Below are 19143 nucleotides of genomic sequence, written 5' to 3'. Positions count from 1 at the left end.
CTCAATTAGCAAATTCTGGGTAACTGTTCTCCGTTCAACCAATCTACCATACGCCGACCACCAAATTTTGTCACCATTTGCACAAAGCAATGACTGTCTTCAGTAACTTCACCCACAATTGCTGATTCGGCACCTTTAGGATGTTGTTTCATCAGCTGTAACAGTTCCGTGGAATATTCGGCTGGACAAATTGCGATTAACTTACCTTCATTCGCCACATACAGCGGATCGAGACCTAAAAATTCACAAGCTGCGGCAACCTGAGGTTTGACGGGAATTTGAGATTCTTCAATAGTAATTCCCACTGAAGACTGTTTAGCAATTTCATTCAACGTGTTCGCTAACCCGCCTCGGGTTGGATCACGCAAACAACGAATCTGCGGAAACTGATTAACCATCGACTCGACTAAATCGTGCAACGATTGCGTATCGCTTTGCAGCTCTGAGGAAAACCCCAAATGCTCACGCTGAGAAAGAATGGTAACGCCGTGATCGCCCATTGAACCAGACACTAAAATTTTATCGCCCGGTTTTACAGAATTGCCTGAAACACTGACTCCTGCATAAACTTCACCAATACCGGTTGTGGTGATAAAAACACCATCGCCCTTGCCTTTCTCAACTACCTTGGTATCGCCCGTTACGATTGGCACATGAGCGTCCCTTGCCGCTGCCGCCATGGACTGCACGATAGTTTTCAAATCCGATAAAGGAAAACCTTCTTCAAGAATAAAACTCGCGGATAAATAAAGTGGCTTGGCTCCATTCATGGCCACATCATTTACCGTTCCATGAACACTTAACGAGCCGATATCTCCACCGGGAAAAAATAGCGGTGAAATAACGTGGCTATCGGTCGCCATTACTAAGCGTCCATTGGTTGCCGCTAAAATGGCACCGTCATTACCTTGATTGAGAAATTCATTATCGAACTCTTTAGCAAATAATTGAGAAATTAACTCAACCATGGCACGGCCACCACCGCCGTGAACCATTTCAACTTTACCATGCTTCCAATCAATACGATTCACGCGCTGATTCCTTCGAGTTTTATTTCTTGAGTTTCAACCTGCTGATAGCGCCCATATTGATAATAAGCAGCACAAGCGCCTTCAGAAGACACCATACAAGAACCCAACGGATTATCAGGTGTACACGAAGTGCCGAACAATTTGCAGTCGTGGGGTTTTTTAGCGCCGCGTAAAATGGAGGGACATTCACAAGCTTTGTTGTCTTTTGGCGTATTTTTCAAAGCGCGCTCGTACTCGGTTAGTACACTGGCAAAGCGATATTCCGCATCAAATTCGCGATAACTCTCTTGAATTTGAAGCGCGCTGTGCGGAACAAAGCCCAGGCCACGCCACTCGAATGTATCGCGCAATTCAAACACTTCTTGAGTGATTTTATTTGCCTTTTTATTGCCTTCAGATGTTACCGCGCGGGTAAATTCATTTTCAACAATCGATGTTCCTTCGTTGAGTTGTCTAACCAACATTAAAATCGCCTGTAACACATCCAAAGGCTCGAACCCGGCAATAACCACCGGTGTTCCGTATTGTTTTGGAAAAATAGCGTAAGGCTCATAACCAATCACGGTGCTAACATGAGCGGGACCAATAAATCCGTCCAACTTAAGAGGTTCATCACTGCTGTCAGTGGCTAATATTGCGTGCATTGCTGCCGGTGTTAACACATGGTTACAAAATACCGAGAAATTCTTAATCCCTAATGCTTTTGCCTGTTGCAGAACAACCGCTGTTGGCGGCGTGGTTGTCTCAAAACCAATGGCGAAAAACACAATTTCTTTATCAGGATTTTCTTGAGCAATAGTCAAAGCATCGGCCGGAGAATACAACATTCGAACATCCGAACCTTCCGCTTTAATTTTTAACAAGCTCCGGCGTCCGCTACCAGGAACACGCAACATATCGCCATAGGTACAAAGAATAACATTCTCTTGTTTAGCAAGTGCCATTGCCATATCGAGTCGTGCAATGGGTAACACGCAAACCGGACAACCCGGACCGTGAATTAAGTCAATATTTTGTGGCAACAATTCCGGTAAACCGTATCGGAAAATTGCGTGAGTATGGCCACCGCAAAACTCCATTAGATGGTATTTTATTCCGGGTTTTACCTCATCAGAAATCGCCTTGGATACTTTTCTTGCCAAATCGCCATCTCGAAATTCATCAATGTATTTCATAATTAACTCCCAGCCGTTAATGAAGAGTCGATTTCTGAAAACAACGCCAACGTTTTCTCAGCTTCGTCTCGATCCAGTTTCTTCAGTGCAAAACCAACGTGCATGATGACAAAATCACCGACTTGAAGATCCTCAATTAACGCAACATTAATGGCTTTTTTGACTCCATCGATATTGGCTAAAGCAGTGTTTTCATCTTGAATTTCTTCAATTTGAACAGGCAAGGCTAAACACATTACGGTTACTCTCAATAATATTAATTTTTAGTATTCAAACACTCAGAAGCCAAGTGCTTCATTCCATACAAAATCTGCCCCACTGCAACTCCACCATCATTGACAGGAATTTTTTTCGGCAAGATAGGATGATAGTTTTTTTGTTTTAATTCCATCATCAGCGCTTCTGTTAGCAAGCGGTTTTGAATGCAGCCACCCGATAAAATTACATCGACCACATTCGCATATTGCTTACCGGCAAATTCAATCCAGCCTGCAATTAATTTTGCCGTATAAATATGAAATCCCAAGGCGAATTGCTCAACAGATTGAGTCTTTTTATATTCACTCACTAGCTCAATAATAACTTCGTAAAGATTCAATTCTATTATCGAATCTTTCTTGTAAAGAAAACGCTGTATATCAATTTTATAATCTAGTTTTGCTTTTATAGCATGCTCAAAGCTAGAACCATCAGACGCTGGCGTTAAGCATTGACTGGCCAAAGCCTCAAGCCGCATTGCTGCTTCACCTTCGTATGTTTGAAAATCACAAATACCCAAAAGACCAGCAATGGCATCGAACCAGCGCCCTAGGCTGGTTGTCTGAGGACAATTAATATGTTTGTTTAACATTTCAATCAATATGGGATTTTCAGATTGAAGTGTTAACAAGTGCGGAAACTGGGAATAAAGGTCAGTTTTAAGGTCTATATTATTTTGTACAAGATGGTGAACTAGTGAAAGCGCTAAACGCCAAGGCTCTTTCGAAGATTTGTCACCACCAAGCATCGCAATAGGAGAAATCTGGCCAACAGGTAAAAATAAATCGTTATGTTCTTTGTTATTTTGAATCAATAACAGCTCGCCGCCGCGCGGTTTTTTATCCCAACCTAAGCCGAAGCCATCGAGCGCCACTCCAAAATAATCCGTCGTTAAATTGTTCTCTGCAACACCCGAATAAATATGAGCAACGTGATGAGGCACCTCAATTAAGGGAATCTCATACTCACGGCTCAGCCGCTCCGCCAATTGCCTACCATAACCTTCGGGGTGAAGATCGCACGCAATGGCATGGGGTTTTACCTTCATTAAATCAAGTAAATGCTGGACCGTAGAATCCAATTGATTGCAGTTGTCTGGATGATCTAAGTCACCGACATGCTGGGATACACAAATATCGTTACCTTTATTTACCGCCACCGCATTTTTAAGGTAACTGCCCAATGCCAAAATAGATCTATTATTCGAAAACAAGCTATCGGCAGATAAACCGTCATCCTGATTCATCAAAGAAAATTTGTAGGGCGAATACCCTCTTCCCAAACGAATTGGAATTTCTCGATCAGTCCAGGCAGAAAATACAGAATCATCACAGCGCGTGACAATATCACGATTGTGCAAAAGGAACACATCCGCAATATCAGACAATTTTTCTAAAGCTTCATCATTATCGGTTATCAACGGTTCGCCTGAGCGATTAGCACTTGTCATCACCAATGCTAAAGAACAATACTCTCGCATCCAATGCGATGATTCAGGTGAATTCTGATAATAATAAAACAGCAACCAGTGTAACGGTGATTGCGGAAGCATAACGCCTAATCGTGATAACCCAGGAGAGAGTTCCTGTAACCATTCGGAGTTATCGAATTTTTTATCTGTATCAACATCCGTGACAACGATCGGCGCTTGAGGAGAATTCAGTAACTCATCAGCGGAACGCGTGATTTTCACCCACTCATTAGCACTGGCACTATTGGCAACCATTACCGCTAACGGTTTTGTCGGACGACGCTTTCGAGCCCGAAGCTTTTTAACGACCTCAGCATTTTTTGCATCGCAGACCAGATGAAATCCACCCACTGAACGCATCGCAATGATTGCGCCTTGTTTAATGGCCTCTACTGCAATTTCAATTGCGTTTTTTTCTGATTTTTCTATAAAGTTAAAATCAGCATTTTTTATGACATTCCACAATTGCGGCCCGCACTGTTCACACGCATTGGGCTGCGCATGAAATCGTCGTGAACTCGGGTCATTGTACTCATGCAAACACGTACCGCACTGTTCAAACTCGTGCATTGATGTGTTCGGTCGATCGTATGGTAATTGATTGATAATCGTGAAACGCGGTCCGCATTGCGTACAGTTTATAAATGGGTATAAAAATCGACGGTTATATTTGTCAAAGAGTTCGTTCAGACAATCACTGCAAGGTGCAGTATCGGGAGCCACATTTAATGAAGGGTTGACTTCATCAGAACTGCCCACAATAGAAAATTGTTCGTTTTGCGTATTTTTTAGCAGAGACTCAATATCAGTTACGGTTAATGGTGATTGAGTAAGGTCGTCGATTCTTGCTAATTGAGGAAGTTTATTTTTAATATCATCAATTAAATCATTGATAACTTTTTCAGAAGCCAGCAATTCCAATACAGCATCAGCGCCACAGTTATAAATTTGCCCTCGTAAACCTAATTTTTTTATTAAATTATAAATAAACGGCCTAAATCCAACGCCTTGCACTTGTCCGACGAAAACAATGCGCCAGCCAGACAACGAATTATTGATATTTAAGCTCAACGAGGTGTTCACAAATTACGCCTTGGGCTCTAACCCATACCGATCTAATTTGGCTCGCAACCCAACACGAGATAACCCTAATTCTTCTGCCGCTCGACTCTTATTCCAACGGTGACGAATCATGGTTTCACGAAGCAATTGTTTTTCGAGCATTTCGGTTTTGTCTTTCAATGTACAGCCTTCGCTCCAGCCTTGTTGACGACTGAGCAATGCTTCTAATAACGGTTCTGGCTCGTTATTATCGGGTAAGACGCGAAGTAATCTTGGGCTCATTAATTCTGCGCCTAACACTGGCGAATCCGCCAGCACCAACATACGGCGCACTTCATTTTGCAATTCGCGAACATTTCCAGGCCAATGATAAGCCGACAGAGCTTCCAACGCTTCTTCGCTAAATTTTTCCGCAGGTTTCGAGAAATTTTCGCTGGAACACTTTAAAAAATGCTCAGCTAATACGGGAATATCAACTTTGCGTTGCGACAAAGAAGGCAAGGTCAACGTCAGCTCAGCCAATCGGAAATAAAGATCTTCCCGGAAACGACCGGCAGCCACTTCGGCTTCTAAATCTCGGTTAGTGGCGGCAATAACTCGAACATCCACGCGTCGTCGTTTGTCATCACCGACGCGCCGTACTTCTTTTTCTTGCAGAACACGAAGCAACATCACCTGAAAACTGGAAGAAATATCGCCAATTTCGTCTAGGAATAAAGTGCCACCATTGGCTTGTTCAAACAAACCCGCGTGATCACCCATCGCTCCAGTAAACGCACCTTTTCGATGACCAAATAGCTCAGATGCCAATAAATCGTCTGGCATGGCACCACAGTTTTCAACAATAAACGGCTGCTCTGCTCGTAAACTGTTGTAATGCAACGCACGGGCAAATAACTCTTTACCCGTTCCAGACGGACCCGTAATTAACACGGAAACATCGTACGGGGCAATTCGCTGAACTTGACTGCACGCTTTATTTAACGGACTTTCTGAACTGCGGACAATCTCACTCAAGGCAAACTGTTGCTTTAATTTGGCTTTCTTTTCTTGAATTCGAGTTTCAGCTTGGGCGGCGGTTAATCGTATTTCAGTCGACAGTGATTCGTTTTCGCTTTCAAGCTCGGCCAGACGACACGAATTTTTCAACGCTAAAATAAGGTGGTCGGGATGCCAAGGCTTGGTAATGTACTGATAAATTCCGGCTTCGTTTAATCCCCGAATAATATCTTCCGAATCGGTATAGCCCGACAATATAAGTCTGGCAATATTCGGCCAACGCTGGCGCACTTGAGACAATAGCTCAACGCCGTTCATGCCCGGCATGCGTTGATCGCAAACAACGGCAGAAACTTGTTCACGCTCTAATAATTCGAGCGCATCATAAGCACTGGTTGCGCACAGAACGTCAAAGTCATCATCGAGCGTTCGCTCCAATGTTTCCAGAGATCTCTGTTCGTCGTCTACACATAAAACAGTCGGTCTATTACCGGTCATTACTTTCCCCACCACGGTATTTTTTAGAATGTAAGAGCGCAACTATTGATATAAAAACGATTTATATAAGTAGTTATACTCTTATCCTAAAAACGCCTCATTATTTTTCTACTGCAAAAATCGGATTACAGTAGTGATTCCATCGTATGTAACTGCTTTTTCAGCTGTTCAATTTGAACATTCAATCCGGCAACACGTTTTGATTCAATCCAATCCATCCAAGTTTCCATACCTTCACCAGAGCGTGCGGAAACTTGAATAATTTCAATGTTGGGGTTTACACGTTTTGCGTATTCAATGCACGCATCAACATCGAAATCTAAATGAGGCAATAAATCAATTTTATTTAAAATCATTAGATCGGCTGCGTAAAACATATCGGGGTATTTAAGCGGCTTATCTTCACCTTCAGTGGTTGATAAAATGGCAACCTTGTGCGCTTCACCCAAATCAAACGCTGCCGGACACACTAAATTCCCGACATTTTCAATAAACAACACACCACCGGTTAATTCACCCAAATGCTCCATGGCGTGGCCCACCATATGTGCGTCCAAATGGCAGCCTTTACCGGTATTAACCTGAACGGCTTTAGCACCGGTTTCTCGGATTCGATCAGCATCGTTACTGGTTTGTTGATCGCCTTCAATCACGGCAACAGCGTGATTTTTTATTTTCTTGATGGTCTCTGTTAATAAGGTGGTTTTACCCGACCCCGGACTTGAAACCAAGTTGAGCGCCAGCAAGCTATTTTCAGAAAATACCTTTCTGTTTTGGGCAGCATAGCGATCATTTTTACCCAAGATATCTTGCTCGATTTGCACCATTCGCGCTTGCGATAAACCAGGCACATGTGCGCGTGCAGGCCCCTGACCAAAGTGTAAATCGCCGTTATCGCTAACGCTTGTTGCAGTCTCAGGTTTAGTTGCAGCCTCTGGTTCAGTTGCAACCGAGTGCTCATGGTGGTGATGATGTTCTCCCTTGTGAGAATGGGGATGATCATGGTTGTGGTCGTGATGATGACCATCGTGCTCAATACTTACTTCACCTTCACTGCATCCGCAAACTGTACACATATCAGACGACCTCTAATTCTTTAATTCTTAATTCGTCACCGCTGGTAACTTGTATTTGATAACTGCCGCATTTGGGGCATTCATCAAAACGCTTTTCTATCTCTACGGTACTGTGGCAATTCAAGCACCAGCCCTGACCTTTCAATTCAATAATTTCCAACACGGCCCCTTCGGCAATCGTTGATTTACTGACCGCTTCAAAACAAAATCTCAGCGCGTCAGATTCAACCATCGACATTGGGCCAACTTCTAACCATAACGCTTTTACTTTGCTGAAGGCCTGCGCCTTAGCTTGCTCTTCAATAACTTGAATAACACCCTCAGCTATCGACATTTCATGCATAACGAGCCTCCACCGAATACGCTAAACAGGGATCAATGGCTTTAATATACCAACTTACCAGTTTTTCAACGGTTTGAAGAATGCCTTTATTCTTTTTAGTCAATAAATTCCCAACCCATTTATTGGAATGATTATTTTTTAAAAACACGTCTTCCAGTGGTTTAAACACCGACCTATGTTGGCTTGCAAAATTGACGTCTGTAGGCGCGTTTATGTCCCATTGAACGGCAATTTTATCAGTCAAACTTTCATTACCTAGTTTTTGGCTCACAGTATGTTGCAGCCAACCTCGCGATGTCAGTACATGGCCTTCTTGTATTCCAGGTGATACACGCTTTTGAAAAAATAGAGTGTCTGCCTTTGAGGAACCGCCAAGACTGTAGGTACCGCCAAGACTGTAGTTATTGGCACAACCGCACAGAGATAAAAGCGAAGCAACACAATCCACTGTTTGGCAAAATGCCGCAACCGCCGCCAATAAAAGTTTTTCCTGTAAAGAAATACTGTGATCAAAAAAGATAGATATTCCAACACCGGAATCAACGTTCACCTTTACGGGCAATGTTGAATTCAAATAATCTAAGCCTTGTTTACAATCGTCGAGAGAATACTTTTCAATTAAGGATTCACTGTTTCTGTTACTCTCATTAATACAGTTACTTTCATCAATACAGTTGCTCTCATCAATAAAACAGCAATCGTTTTTCAATGTGTTGTGCAACTGATTCAGCCATAATGAAAAATGATCATCGGAACCAATAAAACCCTGCCAAGCACTGTTTAATTTCGCGGCTATTTTTTGATTACTTTGTTCAAAAGGAAGTGACAGGCAATCCCCCAACAATTTGGTAATTAAAACACTGCTTTTTGGCTCAGCAGGATATGACCAAACATTAAGAAGCCGAAACACGCTTTCCCGAAGGTTTTCGAGCATTATTTTTTGCGAATAAAAATCGATATCTTGCTCTTTCATTAAGTCATTTGCTAAAAGTCCAGCAACTTTATGAGAATTACCGCATACCGAAAAAAGCACCGGTAATAAGTCACACGCTTTTTCTGGCGATGAGCTTAGCAACAGCGTTGAAACCTGTTTTAAAGGCCGCTGATAATCATGACGAATGACAATTGTACCTTCACCAATCTCAGCAGTTACTTTTAAATGTCCTAGGTTCATCTCTGCTAGAGCCCTTTTTACCAATGACTATTGCCAACTAATTTTAACAACTACTTTTAAGAACTAATTTTAACAACTACGATTACTGGCAATTATGCACTTATAAACTTTTATTAATAAAAATACGTATTAATGAGAACATTAACCAACCGGTAAAAGTTGAGCAAACAACGCCCTACGCGAAAGCTTTTTCTCATTATTGGGATTATTTTTGTTACCCGTCTTACTCGGTAAATTCAAAAGCATATGCAAGCTTTGTTCAGCAAAACTCACCGCTGCGGTTTGATGCTCAAACTGTTGCATTACCGAAATTAACGAGCCACTGGCAAATTGGCCAAAACCCATATCATCCGCACAGGTAAATTCGAACACACCGCCATTTAAAGCCACCTGCCAGGTCTCTCCTACAGTGGGAAACGGTTGTACATCTGGAGAGGCATTTAAAACCGTGTGATTTGGCACCAAGATAACATTCATACACCAAGGCGTAATTAAAACACCGATGGAACACCAGTGTTCGGTTGTTTTATCTTTTTCATAGAGGTTTTGCCAACCCACTAACTCAACATCAAGATGAGAACAATAAAAAGGCAACTCAGACATCGTCGCTTGCACACAACGATAGTGATCCAGAATTTTTTCCTTGGTTTGTGTCAATAATTCAGTCACACGATTACCTTTATTTATTGTTGTAAAAAATCAGTAGGTATTTTTATTCTATGAACAACCTATGTATTGCCGGGTTTGGTTTTATTTAATCACCATAAATTGATCTTTATCGCCATCGCACTCAGGACAGCACCAATGATCCGGTAATTGGGTAAACGGTGTTCCTGGAGCAATTTGCCAAACATCATCACCTACCTCAGGGTTGTACTGGTACCAGCAAATTTTGCATTCCAGTATCGCAGTATCACTCAGTTGGGAGTCATCCCCTAGATAGCTGCCTTCAAACCCTTTTGTCGCATTTGTTGGTTCACTCATAATAAAATTTTCTTATTTTAGTGCTTCATGAATTTCACGTAACCGCTGCGCCGAATCTTCAATATCTTCTATCGCTGCGCATGCCACTTGCGGCACGGCAATAACTTCGAAGGTATCGAGAATCAACTGATCGGTACTGTTAAAATACTGCACTCGCCAAATACCAGGCACCTCGGTACTGGTGATTCGGCAATTTCCGTAACCGCGCGATAAAACAGACACTTTGCCGTGACCTAAACGCTCGTACAAAAAAACGTGATCTTCTGGTGGAAAAGGCAATAGCGATAAATTAATCACATGAGCTTGAGAACGCGGTGATCGATAATGTTCTTTTGCTTTATCCAATAATTCATAAATCACTGGACCAGCATTAAGAATATCAGCGGGCAAATTTTCGTTGAGTTGATCAAAATTAAAATCGGATTTTCTAGTGCGCAATTCAACGTCCGTTGGAATGGCTCCCACTTCAATCCACTGTGAAATAACGGAATCATCCGCGGCCACTTTTTGCAGCCACCACACACCTGCTAGTGAGGTTTCCTGAACTCGAATTTTTTCGTTATTGTCATCGGCATTGATAACAATTGCGACTTCACCGTCACCCAGCGTTTGATACAACAAACCGCACGCTTCGGGTTCTAAAACGTCCAGTGCAATAAAACCGGTTTCTGCGGCAAGCACTTCTACTTGTGCGCGCAGATCCAAGGCGTTTTGCAATTCATCGAGTAATTTATCCAACAATGGAAATCGAGAGATTTCGTGGTGCTCGGGCAACATCGGAATATCAAACGTATCCATTTCCTTTGGCATGGTTAAATAAGTCAGTGCCTGTTCTTCTACTTGAGAGCCCGGACCCACTCTCACCCCCAGTGCGGTAGGATCAGGTTGAGGGTTGCTCAAATCAAACAGTGGGATATCACCTTTCATGTTGTTATGTCCTGGTATTAAGAAACAGCGAGTTTAAGAAGCAATGGGTTGAGGTGTACGAGAAAGAATCTTAGGAATTTCATCGAGATATTCACTCCAGTCTCGAATCTTGGTTATGCTTCCTAAAAACTCGCCTTCTCTTAGAAAAACTAACGCCGGCCAAACCAGAAAATTGTATTTTTTCTGCAATTCCAATTCACTGCCGCGATCAATTACTGCTGCGCTTAATTGAGGAAATTGTCCGATAATTTCGGGCAATACAACCGCAACATCAGCGGTCTCTTTTTGGCGAATGGGGTCGCCGGTAAAAAAGAGAACCGTTAATGTATTTTGTCGGGTGAATTCGTCCAAAGAATCTGTGGTCAGCAGTGGGTAGTTAAATTCGTTGTGTAATCTATCAAGCAATGGATGAGACATTAATTTTCCTTGGTCGAAGATTGATGGGTTTGATTCAATAAATGCGCAGGTAATTGCGGTTCTCGATCTAAATCTGCAAACAGCCCATCGAGCTGGGTTAAATCACCGCTGTTTACGGCTTCTAAGGCTTTCAGTGCATCACCGACTTGTCGGGCTCTGTCCTCGGAAATAATTTCTCTCGCCGCGTTGATAAACACTAAAACCCAATCGCCTGGATTCAGCTTGCCCACCAACGAGACATCGACTAATTCGGGTTGCGATTCAACCGAATTCAGAGAATATCTAACGCAGTAAGCACGGTTTTGATCGACAGACCTAACCTGCATTGGAATACCAATACACATCTTAGGCTTCGCCGTCGTGGGTATTGATTGCGTTGGGAATAAAGCGCACGTCACCGTGTCGATAAGCCTCCGCCTCCGCTGGACGGCCCGCTTCGTAGACATCAATATTCAGTTGGTTCGGCGCCAAATCAGGAACTTCAGCGTTGTCTTGATCCGACTTTTTAGAGATAACCACGCCGCGCTCGTTAAGATAATCAAGCGCAATGGCCAATGCCGGTTGAATTTGGTTTTTTACGCAATCTCGTAAGCTACCGCCGAAATCTTCAATGGCTTCTGGCTGAACACCAATCAGTACCAATTCTGACGGATAACCGCCTGCGAATTGCGCAGTCATAAGGACTTCTTGGAATCCGGTTTGATGCAAGCTCATTTTTTTAGCACCCATAAATTTGGGCACATCATCACCTTCAATGACCTTGATGGTTCCAGGTTCTAAACCGTAATCGATGGCATCAAACACCACCATGATGTCGGCGCGTTGAACGTATTGAACCAGGTACAACCCCTGCGTGCCGCCGTCCAACAAAGTGACATTATGCGGAAAGTCATAGGTTGTATTGAGCTGCTCGACACAGCGAACGCCAAACCCTTCGTCCGCCCACAAGAGATTCCCTATTCCTAGGATAAGAACGTCTTTTTCCATACTAATCAACCGGCGTTATATCAGTTATATCAGAAGCTTCGTGCTGATTGAGCTTCGCTTTTTTATAGTCACTTTTTTTATAATCATTCCAATGGCAACTTACTTATCACCTAGCTTTAAAGGAGACAAATAACGCTACGATTGCAAAGTTTGATGTCGGTCAAATCAAGAGATATGCCAAAACCAATAATTTTTAAGAGTCAGACATCATAAGGGCTGCACGCCATCTGCAAGTGATCCCAACCGCACAAAAGAAAGTGTAGTAACCAATTATAGGAATAGTGATAACTAACTTTCCACCCATAGGATTTTATAGAACACGATGGAAGTAAAAACAAAGAATATATGTTCAAAAATTAAGAGCTACCAGCTCAAGCAAACACAGTAATTTTTGTCGGTACGATGAAAATACAATCACGATAAAATCGTCTTGTGCTGGAAATACACTTTCCAGTTATCAATAAACGGAACGGCTACATTGGCGAGAAAAAGAAAACGGTGTTCGGAAAAAGAAAATCGAACTCTATTTCTAACTGCAGGCATGGTGGGCAGGAAAAGCAGCAGAAATAGAGTCCGAAAAGCGGTCAGTTATTTAAACTGAAATTGCGTGGTGTACTAATTTCTTAGTGAAACTAGTTTATGGGTGTACTTAATTTATTGACCTAACTAGTCGGGCTTATCGTCTTTAAACATACGCCAACCACCAACCATGGTAGAAATTAATGATTGACGCGACATAATGTCTTCACGAATCGCCACATACACATGGGTCATAATAAAAACAATAATGAGCCACATACCTAAACGGTGCCATGTATGCACATCCTGACTTTGGCCCATTAACGGTATGACCCAACCAAACAGAGTATCTGCCCAGCTACCAACACCGAGCCCTTCTGAATAGAGCGCGAAGCCGGTGAAAATCATAAAAATCATGCCGAGCACAAACAGCGTGAACATCGCCATTTGCCCCAACGGATTGTGGCCAATGTACTTTTTAGGCGTTTTCTCCAAAAAGAAATACCAACGTAATTCATGAATCACGCCAGCCCACCAAGACTTCTTAAAAAAAGGAACCACAAACAGCTCACGAGCGTGATGGTTGCCCACAAACGCCCAATAAACGCGGCCAATAAATGCGATGGTAACCACGTATCCAGCCGCAAAATGCGCAAAGCGAATGTAGCCCATTAAGTAGTTGTCGATCGCCTCTCCGGGCTGAGTTGGCAAGGGCGCGCCGATAAAATACCCCGTCAAACAAAGCACGAGAATGCTCAGCACAGTCACCCAATGCCACAGCCGCAACGGCGCTTCGTACACATAAACGGCGGTTTGTCGGCGAACCTTTTCAGCCTCTTCCGGTTTATTAGATTCAATCATTTGTTCGGACATGTCTTCCTCCATTCGAGACAATAAATGGGTGGGTTTGCCACCCATTTGCTCGCCAAATTAGCGGACTTTCACCCGTGACATCTCTTCCCCGTCCTCAGACATGACGTGGGTTGAACACGCAAGACAAGGGTCGAAACTGTGAAGAGTACGCAGAATTTCAACAGGCTCTTCCGGTCTTTCAACGGGAGTATTTAACAGAGACGCCTCAAAAGATCCGATATTGCCTTCGCTATCGCGCGGAGAACCGTTCCAAGTGGTAGGCACTACCGCTTGATAGTTTTCGATCTTGCCGTCTTTGATTTTTATCCAGTGGCCCAGTGCACCGCGTGGAGCTTCGTTGATTCCCACACCTTTTGCTTCCTTCGGCCAGGTGCTCGGATCCCACTTCTCAACATTCGCCGTGGAGCTGTCGCCATTTTTGATGTTTTTGATCAGCGCGTGCCAATCGTCCACCATAGAATCAACACACAACTCACAGTCGAGCGCACGCGCAAGAGTACGGCCAATGGTGGAGGTTAAAAATGGCTTCAAACCAACATCGGAGCCTGTTGCTTGTTTGAAGGCAGACAGAGAGCGATCGACCTGATCGATAACGTACTCGCGACCCGAGTTATAAGCGATGATGTAGCGCGGCAACGGACCCACTTCCATCGGATGACCTTTCCAGCGCGGCGCTTTAATCCAGCTGTACTTGTGAGCTTCATCCAATTCTTTAATGTCGGTTTTTGTGCCTTTGGTATTTGGACCCAACTCAAATTTGGGCGTGGTATCACCATCCCAAGGGTGCAACCCGGTTTGACCATCTCCGTATTCGTACCAGGAGTGATCAACAAACTCTTGCACTTCGTTTGGATCGCGAACATCGACTGGGTGAATCTCGTTCCAATTGCCGTTAACAATGGCTCCGGCGGGAAGAAGATCCGTTGATTTATCTCCGGGCACAACGGTGTGAGTTCCGTATGAAAGTACATTCGTTGCCGACAAACCGCCGCCGTACAACCAGTCTTTGTAAATACCTGCAATGGCTAGCACATCGGGAATATAGACATTTTTGGTAAAATCTTGAGCTTCGCGAATTCGCTCCAAGACAAAGTTTAAGCTCGTCATGTTCACTGGAGCACCAGCGGCACCCACGTCATCGAGGTTAATCGCACAAGCAACACCGCCCACCAAGTAATTCGGGTGCGGGTTTTTACCACCAAAAATGGTGTGTACTTTAACGATTTCTTTTTGCAGATCGAGCGCTTCAAGATAATGAGCAACTGCCATTAAATCCGCAGCAGGCGGCATTCTATAGGCGGGGTTATCCCAGTAGCCGTTTGCAAATAAGCCCAACTGGCCGCTTTCAATGAATTTCTTTAATCGGTTTTGAACGTCACGGAAATAGCCTGGGCTTGATTTTGGATGGGCTGGAGACACCATCATTTGCAATTCAGACGTCGCTTTTGGATCGGCTTTTAAAGCGTTGACTGGATTCACCCAATCGAGCGCGTGCAAGTGATAAAAGTGAACGATGTGATCGTGAATGTTTAACGCTTTATCCATCAAATGACGAATTAAATGCGCGTTGTAAGGAATTTCAATTCCGAGTGCGTCTTCCACCGCACGCACCGAAGTTAACGCGTGACAGCCAGTACACACGCCGCAAATTCGCTCGACAAACGCCCAAGCATCACGTGGGTCACGACCTTTTAAAATTACTTCAAGTCCGCGCCACATGGTTCCTGTGGAAACGGCGTTGCGAATAACATTATTCGAGTCAACATTCACTTCACAGCGCATGTGACCTTCAATACGGGTAACTGGATCGACGACAATTCGACGTCCGCTATTGTCTAAACCACTGACATTAAGTGGAATTGTCATCAGGAATGCTCCTCTGTCTTCGCCTGGGATTTGTCGTCAGAAGTTGTCGCACGTTTTAACGCACTGACCGCAGCGTGGGCAGCGATAGCCGCACCAACGCCACCGGCGACGGCGGTACCAATTTGGTCGGCGTTTTTCTCAATACCAAAATGCGGAATGTTGGTTAAACGATCGTAGAACGAGCCCTTATCCCAGAAGCCATCTTCCGAACAGCCAATACATCCATGACCGGCCTGAATTGGGAAGGACACACCTTCGTTCCAGCGAATCGTCGAACAGGCGTTGTAAGACGTTGGGCCTTTGCAGCCAACCTTGTAAAGGCAATAACCTTTGCGCGCCCCTTCGTCGTCCCATTCCTCAACGAATTGACCGGCATCAAAATGCGGTCGGCGATAACATTTATCGTGAATGCGCTGTCCGTAGAACATCTTTGGTCGACCTTGACGGTCTAATTCAGGCACTTTGCCAAAGGTAAGCATGTACGTAATAACACCGGTCATCACCTCTGCAATTGGCGGGCAACCAGGCACTTTGATGATCGGTTTATCTTTAATAACTTTGTGAATAGGAACGGCTTGTGTTGGGTTTGGTCGAGCAGCCTGGACACATCCCCAGCTGGCACACGATCCCCAAGCAATGATTGCTTTCGCGTCTTTGGCAGCGTGCTTTAATTGATCCAAAAACGGCTTACCGCCAACAATACAAAACATGCCGTCTTCATTGAGCGGCGGGTTCCCTTCTACAGCTAGAATGTACTCTCCCTTGTACTTCTGGATTGTCTCTTCTAAAACGGCTTCTGCTTGGTGGCCGGCCGATGCCATCAAGGTGTCGTCGTAGTCCAACGAAATCATGGATAAAACAACGTCTTTCACTAATGGGTGGGCGGACCGAATAAACGATTCCGAACAACAGGTACACTCCAAACCGTGTAGCCAGAGCACGGGTGTCCGAGGCTTGGTTTCCATAGCATTAGCAATTTGTGGGACGAAAGTCGGGCCAAGGCCCAAGGCAGCGGCGGTAAGGCTGCAATATTTGAGGAAGCTACGACGGGTAATCCCCTGACGTCGCATCACCTCGTAGAAGGTTTCTATTTGTGACATGCGTGGTCAATCCTCTGGCTGTCTATTCTGTGGCGCTAGGTTGAAAAAGCGCGGGCAGATTACGTGGTCCTTATCAGGCGAGGCATCTTGAGCAAGAACTAAACCAGATAGAAAAAATCAAATAAATCAATAAGTTATATTGATTTATCAAGACAAAAAGAATAGTAGTCATCCAGTATCAGAGAAAACTGGTAATTGAATGTTCAGCGCTAAAAGAAAGGAAAACCGAGGTTTCGGTGTCAACGGCAAACGTGCATGTAAAGTAGGTTTCCAAAATACCAATTAACTGCAAAGTATTTAAAAGCACACCAAGAAAGCGTGTCATCCAACATAAAGTTTATAATCAGAAAAACTTATTTGATGACACGCAACCGTCCCACAAAAACAGCAAGCAATAGTTTCAGCTAGCTCCAGAAAAATAAGCCGACCAACCCAGAAATGCTTGCCAGCAAAAAACATGCAAATTTTTACGTTAAACTTTTAAATTAAACTCTGGGGTAAATCATCGAGAGCTTGCAAATATGTTGTGACTGACCAATACCGTTACGGGACAAAAGCAACTACAACAAAACACATCCAATCAGTGAGCAGAAGCCGTCGGGCGAATAATTACTTCGTTAATATCAACATCCACTGGCTGCTCTATGGTGTGTTTAATCGTTTGCGCAATAGCTTCTGGTTTTAACGAAACCGTCCGAAACTTATCTAACCAATCCTTGCTTTCAGGATCGGTGGTTGCGTTGGCAATCTCACTTTCAACAACACCTGGAGAAATAGTTGTAACGCGTATTTTATCGGTCTCCAATCTCAAGCCATCGGAAATCGCCTTTACTGCGTGTTTGGTCGCGCAATAAACGGAGGCCGTTGGGAAAACATAATGCGCTGCAATAGACGCCACATTAATCACATGCCCATCTTGCTGTTTTTCCATGTGCGGTAACGCCGCAGCAACGCCATACAATACCCCTTTCACATTGACATCGATCATTTGCTCCCACTCATCCAACTTGAGCCCTTTTAATGGCGCCAACGACATTATGCCGGCGTTGTTGACCAGAACATCCAAGCGTCCGAACTCTTCAACGATTGAATTAACCACATTTGTAAATTCGCTCGATACCGTGACATCGAGCGGATAAGCTCTCGCAATGCCATTATTGGCTTCTATTTCTGCCGCAAGTTTTTTCAAGCGATCAAACCGCCTTGCAACCATTATCACAATATGACCCGCGCTCGCTAACTCACGCGCCGTTGCCTCGCCAATACCACTGCTGGCGCCAGTAACCAATATTACTTTTTTCATGAACTCGCCACTCCCAATTAACATTGAATTGAAGAACTACAGTTTAGAGACCAAGGAAAAAACGTAGAGGCTTATTACTCCAGAATCACTGCCTATTTCTACAAACCACTGGATTTATAGTGAGCAATTTAGAATACTGAAATGCAGCAAACTCCTAACCCTTGATGTGAAAAATGAACACACAATACCAACAAGATTTATTGCGTTTAATCGACACATACACCGAAAATGATGGAAATAACGAAACACAAATTCCAAATTTAACCTTGTTTAAATCCACAACCACTCATATTTCGTTGCCGACGGTTTACACGCCGTCGTTGTGCCTGATTATTCAGGGAGAAAAAGACGTTGTGCTTGGAAAAGAGCTGTTTCACTACGGCCCCTCTCACTTTTTAATTGCATCGGTCGATTTGCCCATTATTGGTAAAGTAACGCAAGCCTCAGAAGATAAGCCTTACTACGCGGTTAAAATTAATATTGAACCGAAAAAAATATCCGAACTTATTCTGCAATCTGATCAGCTTTCTGTACACAGCAATTTCTCAGAACGCGGATTGTTTATTGGCACATTTAACGACGCAATCACAGAGAGTATTCTAAGGCTGGTTAGGCTATTACAATCGCCAGAAGATATACCGATACTCTCAGACGCCATGATCAGAGAAATATATTATCGTATATTAAAAAGTGAATACGGTAATCTCTTTTCTCAAGTTGCCATAAAAGGCAGCCACATACAGAGAATTTCCGTTGCGATACAAAAATTAAAACAGGATTTCCAGCAGACGATTACAATAGAGGAGCTGGCAAATTTGGCTGAAATGAGCATTTCCTCGTTTCACTCGCATTTTAAATCCATCACCAACATGAGTCCGCTTCAATATCAAAAATCCATTCGACTCACGCAAGCTCGGCATTTAATGCTTACCCAAAAAGCCGACGTAAATTCCGCTGCCTATAAAGTGGGTTATGAAAGCCCTTCTCAATTCAGTCGAGAATATTCGCGAATGTTTGGTAACCCACCGGGAAGGGACATCAATAGGTTAATGAATCAATAAAGACAATTAACGTACTGAT

General features: G+C 43.7%; 19 protein-coding genes. 1 reads left to right on the top strand and 18 read right to left on the bottom strand.

All coding sequences use genetic code 11. The features are described 5' to 3' along the window. Nucleotides 1-5 precede the first annotated feature (5 nt). The 18 genes from hypE to LU361_RS17975 form a co-directional block, all read right to left on the bottom strand. Nucleotides 6-1031 carry a hydrogenase expression/formation protein HypE gene (gene hypE, locus LU361_RS18060; RefSeq protein WP_350338025.1) on the bottom strand — a complete coding sequence of 342 codons (1026 nt, stop codon included), beginning with the start codon at nucleotides 1029-1031 and terminating at the stop codon, nucleotides 6-8. After that, a complete protein-coding gene (gene hypD, locus LU361_RS18055) occupies nucleotides 1028-2206 on the bottom strand; it encodes a hydrogenase formation protein HypD (protein WP_233090498.1) in 1179 nt (392 codons plus the stop codon). The genes hypE and hypD overlap by 4 nt, the downstream gene beginning before the upstream one ends. A 2-nt stretch (nucleotides 2207-2208) precedes the next feature. Beyond that, a complete protein-coding gene (locus tag LU361_RS18050; protein ID WP_233090497.1) occupies nucleotides 2209-2442 on the bottom strand; it encodes a HypC/HybG/HupF family hydrogenase formation chaperone in 234 nt (77 codons plus the stop codon). A 20-nt stretch (nucleotides 2443-2462) separates the two neighbouring features. After that, the gene (gene hypF, locus LU361_RS18045; RefSeq protein WP_233090495.1) at nucleotides 2463-5018 is read right to left on the bottom strand and encodes a carbamoyltransferase HypF; all 2556 of its coding nucleotides are present in this window, start codon (nucleotides 5016-5018) and stop codon (nucleotides 2463-2465) included. Nucleotides 5019-5021: 3 nt separating this feature from the next. Further along, entirely contained in the window at nucleotides 5022-6494 is a 1473-nt protein-coding gene (locus tag LU361_RS18040; RefSeq protein WP_233090494.1) for a sigma-54-dependent transcriptional regulator, read from the bottom strand. Between the two features lie 125 nt (nucleotides 6495-6619). Beyond that, entirely contained in the window at nucleotides 6620-7570 is a 951-nt protein-coding gene (hypB, locus tag LU361_RS18035) for a hydrogenase nickel incorporation protein HypB (protein WP_250647819.1), read from the bottom strand. A gap of 1 nt (nucleotide 7571) precedes the next feature. Continuing rightward, nucleotides 7572-7913 (bottom strand): hydrogenase maturation nickel metallochaperone HypA, encoded by a 342-nt coding sequence (hypA, locus tag LU361_RS18030; protein WP_233090492.1) that lies wholly within the window; start codon nucleotides 7911-7913, stop codon nucleotides 7572-7574. Beyond that, entirely contained in the window at nucleotides 7906-9087 is a 1182-nt protein-coding gene (locus LU361_RS18025; protein ID WP_233090490.1) for a hypothetical protein, read from the bottom strand. The genes hypA and LU361_RS18025 overlap by 8 nt, the downstream gene beginning before the upstream one ends. A 141-nt stretch (nucleotides 9088-9228) precedes the next feature. Then, entirely contained in the window at nucleotides 9229-9756 is a 528-nt protein-coding gene (gene hybE, locus LU361_RS18020) for a [NiFe]-hydrogenase assembly chaperone HybE (protein WP_233090488.1), read from the bottom strand. An 81-nt stretch (nucleotides 9757-9837) separates the two neighbouring features. After that, nucleotides 9838-10071 (bottom strand): rubredoxin, encoded by a 234-nt coding sequence (locus LU361_RS18015; protein WP_233090487.1) that lies wholly within the window; start codon nucleotides 10069-10071, stop codon nucleotides 9838-9840. A 12-nt stretch (nucleotides 10072-10083) separates the two neighbouring features. After that, nucleotides 10084-10998, bottom strand: coding sequence for a hydrogenase expression/formation protein (locus LU361_RS18010; RefSeq protein ID WP_233090485.1), 915 nt, complete (start codon nucleotides 10996-10998; stop codon nucleotides 10084-10086). 33 nt (nucleotides 10999-11031) lie between these two features. Further along, nucleotides 11032-11415, bottom strand: a complete 384-nt coding sequence (locus LU361_RS18005) for a thioredoxin domain-containing protein (protein WP_233090483.1) — start codon at nucleotides 11413-11415, stop codon at nucleotides 11032-11034. Further along, nucleotides 11415-11759 (bottom strand): HypC/HybG/HupF family hydrogenase formation chaperone, encoded by a 345-nt coding sequence (locus tag LU361_RS18000; protein WP_233090482.1) that lies wholly within the window; start codon nucleotides 11757-11759, stop codon nucleotides 11415-11417. The genes LU361_RS18005 and LU361_RS18000 overlap by 1 nt, the downstream gene beginning before the upstream one ends. A gap of 1 nt (nucleotide 11760) precedes the next feature. Next, nucleotides 11761-12402, bottom strand: a complete 642-nt coding sequence (locus LU361_RS17995; RefSeq protein ID WP_233090480.1) for a HyaD/HybD family hydrogenase maturation endopeptidase — start codon at nucleotides 12400-12402, stop codon at nucleotides 11761-11763. Between the two features lie 666 nt (nucleotides 12403-13068). Further along, nucleotides 13069-13839: a Ni/Fe-hydrogenase, b-type cytochrome subunit gene (cybH, locus tag LU361_RS17990; protein ID WP_233090478.1), complete on the bottom strand. Its 771-nt coding sequence runs from the start codon at nucleotides 13837-13839 to the stop codon at nucleotides 13069-13071. 12 nt (nucleotides 13840-13851) lie between these two features. After that, the gene (locus LU361_RS17985; RefSeq protein ID WP_233090477.1) at nucleotides 13852-15660 is read right to left on the bottom strand and encodes a nickel-dependent hydrogenase large subunit; all 1809 of its coding nucleotides are present in this window, start codon (nucleotides 15658-15660) and stop codon (nucleotides 13852-13854) included. Continuing rightward, a complete protein-coding gene (locus LU361_RS17980) occupies nucleotides 15660-16760 on the bottom strand; it encodes a hydrogenase small subunit (protein ID WP_286206516.1) in 1101 nt (366 codons plus the stop codon). Before LU361_RS17980 ends, LU361_RS17985 begins: the two co-directional genes overlap by 1 nt. A 580-nt stretch (nucleotides 16761-17340) precedes the next feature. After that, entirely contained in the window at nucleotides 17341-18063 is a 723-nt protein-coding gene (locus LU361_RS17975) for an SDR family oxidoreductase (protein WP_233090475.1), read from the bottom strand. A 173-nt stretch (nucleotides 18064-18236) separates the two neighbouring features. Between LU361_RS17975 and LU361_RS17970 the strand changes: the two genes are divergently transcribed. Further along, complete coding sequence (locus tag LU361_RS17970; protein WP_233090473.1) at nucleotides 18237-19124, top strand: AraC family transcriptional regulator; 888 nt, start codon at nucleotides 18237-18239, stop codon at nucleotides 19122-19124. Nucleotides 19125-19143 lie beyond the last annotated feature (19 nt).

The organism is Sessilibacter corallicola (genome assembly GCF_021290925.1).
Classification (GTDB): domain Bacteria; phylum Pseudomonadota; class Gammaproteobacteria; order Pseudomonadales; family Cellvibrionaceae; genus Sessilibacter; species Sessilibacter corallicola.
Note: the sequence above shows the minus strand (reverse complement) of the source record. Positions and strands in the feature narration are given on the sequence as shown.

Bases quoted from the DNA above. Each gene is read 5' to 3' on its own strand.
- hypD (WP_233090498.1), bottom strand. From the start codon at position 2,206: ATGAAATACATTGATGAATTTCGAGATGGCGATTTGGCAAGAAAAGTA.
- LU361_RS18050 (WP_233090497.1), bottom strand. From the start codon at position 2,442: ATGTGTTTAGCCTTGCCTGTTCAAATTGAAGAAATTCAAGATGAAAAC.
- LU361_RS18040 (WP_233090494.1), bottom strand. From the start codon at position 6,494: ATGACCGGTAATAGACCGACTGTTTTATGTGTAGACGACGAACAGAGA.
- hypB (WP_250647819.1), bottom strand. From the start codon at position 7,570: ATGTGTACAGTTTGCGGATGCAGTGAAGGTGAAGTAAGTATTGAGCAC.
- hypA (WP_233090492.1), bottom strand. From the start codon at position 7,913: ATGCATGAAATGTCGATAGCTGAGGGTGTTATTCAAGTTATTGAAGAG.
- LU361_RS18025 (WP_233090490.1), bottom strand. From the start codon at position 9,087: ATGAACCTAGGACATTTAAAAGTAACTGCTGAGATTGGTGAAGGTACA.
- LU361_RS18015 (WP_233090487.1), bottom strand. From the start codon at position 10,071: ATGAGTGAACCAACAAATGCGACAAAAGGGTTTGAAGGCAGCTATCTA.
- LU361_RS18010 (WP_233090485.1), bottom strand. From the start codon at position 10,998: ATGAAAGGTGATATCCCACTGTTTGATTTGAGCAACCCTCAACCTGAT.
- LU361_RS18005 (WP_233090483.1), bottom strand. From the start codon at position 11,415: ATGTCTCATCCATTGCTTGATAGATTACACAACGAATTTAACTACCCA.
- LU361_RS18000 (WP_233090482.1), bottom strand. From the start codon at position 11,759: ATGTGTATTGGTATTCCAATGCAGGTTAGGTCTGTCGATCAAAACCGT.
- LU361_RS17995 (WP_233090480.1), bottom strand. From the start codon at position 12,402: ATGGAAAAAGACGTTCTTATCCTAGGAATAGGGAATCTCTTGTGGGCG.
- cybH (WP_233090478.1), bottom strand. From the start codon at position 13,839: ATGGGTGGCAAACCCACCCATTTATTGTCTCGAATGGAGGAAGACATG.
- LU361_RS17985 (WP_233090477.1), bottom strand. From the start codon at position 15,660: ATGACAATTCCACTTAATGTCAGTGGTTTAGACAATAGCGGACGTCGA.
- LU361_RS17980 (WP_286206516.1), bottom strand. From the start codon at position 16,760: ATGTCACAAATAGAAACCTTCTACGAGGTGATGCGACGTCAGGGGATT.
- LU361_RS17975 (WP_233090475.1), bottom strand. From the start codon at position 18,063: ATGAAAAAAGTAATATTGGTTACTGGCGCCAGCAGTGGTATTGGCGAG.
- LU361_RS17970 (WP_233090473.1), top strand. From the start codon at position 18,237: ATGAACACACAATACCAACAAGATTTATTGCGTTTAATCGACACATAC.